A 2,923-nucleotide genomic window follows, 5' to 3' on the forward strand; every position below is an offset into this window, starting at 1 on the left:
CACCTCCTCTGTCGTGCCGCCGCGCCTCGCCACCGTCCTGAGGACGGCGCGGCGCAACCGCAGGGTTCGTATCTCCGCGTCCAGTGCCGTGACGTGCATCCCGGCCACCTCGGCGAGCGTGGCGGCCCGCGACAGGACCTCCCGTACGGCGTCGAGACCCAGCCCGAGGTCACGAAGCGTCCGGACGAGGTCGAGTCGGGCCACCGCCTCGGAGTCGTAGAGGCGGTAGCCGGCCGCGGAACGCGTGCTGGCCGGCACCAGGCCGGCGTCCGACCAGAAGCGGATCGTCCGCGCGGACACTCCGGTGCGGCGGGCGAGCCGCCCGATGGTGAAGAACTCCGCGCTGTCGCTCATGGGGACGACTGTGCACCTTCCAGTAGGTGGAAGCTCAACCGAATTGATCCGCGAGATCGCGTACGAGGTGGGCCGGGCCGGTAGAGCGCGGCGAAAATGAGCGGCGCTCCCAAGGTGTGATCACTAGCGTGTCCGCCATGGAACCGTACGGACGCTTCCTCAACGTCGTCGACCTGGAGGCCACGTGCTGGCCGGGGCAGCCGCCTCCCGGCCAGGCCAGCGAGATCATCGAAATCGGGCTCTGCGTCGTGGACCTGGAGTCTCGTGAACGGGTGTCGCGCCACCGCATCCTGGTCCGCCCGGCCCGCTCGAGGGTCAGCGGGTTCTGCAGCGAGCTCACCGGGCTGACGCAACGTGAGGTCGACGGTGGCGTCGGGTTCCGGGAGGCGTGCGAGATCCTCGAACGCGACCACTATTCGCGCTATCGCGCCTGGGCGAGCTGGGGTGACTACGACCGGCGGCAGTTCGAGCGCCAGTGCCGTCCCGGTGCCGTCCGTTATCCCTTCGGCTCCCGGCACACCAACGCCAAGAAGACCTACTCCGAGGTCTACGGGCTCAGTCGCCGGCTCGGCATGGAAGGGGCCCTCGATCACGCCGGGCTGCCGCTCGAAGGGCGCCACCACAGCGGGGTCGACGACGCCTGGAACATCGCCGCCCTCGTCCTCAAGATGGCGGCCCGTCAGGAGGGCGACCCGGCCGGCCCCTGGAGTCTCACCCCTCCGTGATCATGCAGTTGTTCGCGGACCGGGCGAGAGACGTACGCGGGAGTCCGCTCTCACCCGGTCACTCGGCATGAAGGACGGCTAGATGACGCCCTGGGCGAGCATGGCGTCGGTCACGCGCTCGAATCCGGCGATGTTGGCTCCCGCGACGTAGTCGCCCGGCACGCCGTGGCGCTCGGCCGTCTCGCGGCAGGTCTCGTGGATGTCGCGCATGGTCTGGCCCAGCCGCTCCTCGGTACGGGCGAACGACCACGACTCGCGGCCGGCGTTCTGCTGCATCTCGAGCGCGCTGGTGGCGACCCCGCCCGCGTTGGCCGCCTTGCCGGGGCCGAAGACCACGCCGGCCTCCTGCAGGAGCCGTACGGCCGAGGGGGTGGTGGGCATGTTCGCCCCCTCGGAAACGGCCTTGACCCCGTTGCGCACCAGGATCTGCGCGGCGTCGAGATCGAGTTCGTTCTGGGTGGCCGAGGGCAACGCCACGTCACAGGGCACGTCCCACACCTGGCCGGTGGTCACATACCGGGCGGACGCACCCCGGCGCTCGGCGTAGTCGGAGACGCGGCCGCGCCCGACCTCCTTGATCTCCTTGAGCAGGGCGACGTCGATGCCCTTCTCGTCCATGACGTAACCCCCGGAGTCAGAGCAGGTCACGACGTTGGCGCCGAGCTTCTGGGCCTTCTCGATCGAGTAGATCGCGACATTGCCGGACCCGGACACCACGACCTGCTGCCCCTCCATGTCCTCGCCACGCGCCTGCAGCATCTCGGCGGTGAAGAGGACATTTCCATAGCCGGTGGCCTCGGTACGGGCCTGGGATCCGCCCCAGCCGAGGCCCTTGCCGGTGAGCACTCCGGCCTCCCAGCGATTGGTGATCCGCCGGTACTGGCCGAACAGGAAGCCGATCTCGCGTCCCCCGACGCCGATGTCGCCGGCCGGGACGTCGGTGTGCTCGCCCAGGTAGCGGCTGAGCTCGGTCATGAAGGACTGGCAGAAGCGCATGACCTCGGCGTCGGACCTGCCCTTGGGGTCGAAGTCGCTGCCTCCCTTGCCCCCGCCGATGCTCATGCCGGTGAGCGCGTTCTTGAAGATCTGCTCGAAGCCGAGGAACTTCACGACGCCCAGGTTGACCGACGGGTGGAATCGCAGGCCGCCCTTGTAGGGTCCGAGCGCGCTGTTGAACTCGATCCGGAATCCACGGTTGACGTGCACCTGACCGGAGTCGTCCTGCCAGGGGACCCGGAACATGATCTGGCGCTCGGGTTCGCAGACGCGCTCGATCACCCTGGCGTCAAGGAGTTCCGGGCGGGCGTCGAGCACCGGCGCGAGGCTCTCGAGTACCTCGAGGACCGCCTGATGGAACTCCGGTTCGCCGGGGTTGCGCCTCAGGATCTCGGAGTAGATCGAGTTCAGTTCAGGGGTTCGTAGCCCGTGCTCCTGCTCTCGGTAGTACGCCGTCTGAGGTGACGGTGACATACGTGAAAGCTCCTCTGCTGGTCGGTGATAGAGATCGGCGGGCGGTGGCGCGGCTGTCGAAGCGCTTCGGGGCAGCACTCCGCGGCTCCACCGGTTCGGGTGATGCGAAGAGATCAGACCCCGTGCCAGAGTGCCATCGACGATCGACTCGCCCCTGTGGCGCAGTACCGTCGACTGCTTACTGAACCGTTCAAGCATAATCGCCTATTCCACGGCCGAGCAGGGAAAACGCGCACATGCCTGCGCGTCGGCAAGGAACGGGACACCGCCGACGGGCACGCCGAAGCGCGCCTGTTCGACGATCACCGTCGGTCGCCCGCATGGCCGGGGGCGTTCCGCCGCGGTACGGCGGCGAAACGCCCCCTTGGGTCATG

Annotated in this window: 3 protein-coding genes; 1 reads left to right on the forward strand and 2 read right to left on the reverse strand. The window is 68.5% G+C overall.

The features are described 5' to 3' along the window. Positions 1-354: MerR family transcriptional regulator (locus tag HKK72_RS38230; protein WP_187239261.1), on the reverse strand; the 354-nt coding region annotated here is incomplete at its 3' end. Between the two features lie 137 nt (positions 355-491). On the opposite strand from HKK72_RS38230, the gene HKK72_RS38235 reads away from it, so the two are divergent. Continuing rightward, a complete protein-coding gene (locus HKK72_RS38235) occupies positions 492-1,079 on the forward strand; it encodes a 3'-5' exonuclease (RefSeq protein ID WP_187239262.1) in 588 nt (195 codons plus the stop codon). A 78-nt stretch (positions 1,080-1,157) separates the two neighbouring features. Here HKK72_RS38235 and gdhA read toward each other — a convergent pair whose 3' ends face one another. Further along, positions 1,158-2,549, reverse strand: a complete 1,392-nt coding sequence (gdhA, locus tag HKK72_RS38240) for an NADP-specific glutamate dehydrogenase (RefSeq protein WP_187239263.1) — start codon at positions 2,547-2,549, stop codon at positions 1,158-1,160. Between the last annotated feature and the right edge of the window lie 374 nt (positions 2,550-2,923).

It is taken from the genome of Actinomadura sp. HBU206391 (assembly GCF_014323665.1).
GTDB lineage: Bacteria > Actinomycetota > Actinomycetes > Streptosporangiales > Streptosporangiaceae > Actinomadura_C.

Coding starts and splice junctions, on each gene's coding strand:
- HKK72_RS38235 (WP_187239262.1), top strand. CDS start 492: ATGGAACCGTACGGACGCTTCCTCAACGTCGTCGACCTGGAGGCCACG.
- gdhA (WP_187239263.1), bottom strand. CDS start 2,549: ATGTCACCGTCACCTCAGACGGCGTACTACCGAGAGCAGGAGCACGGG.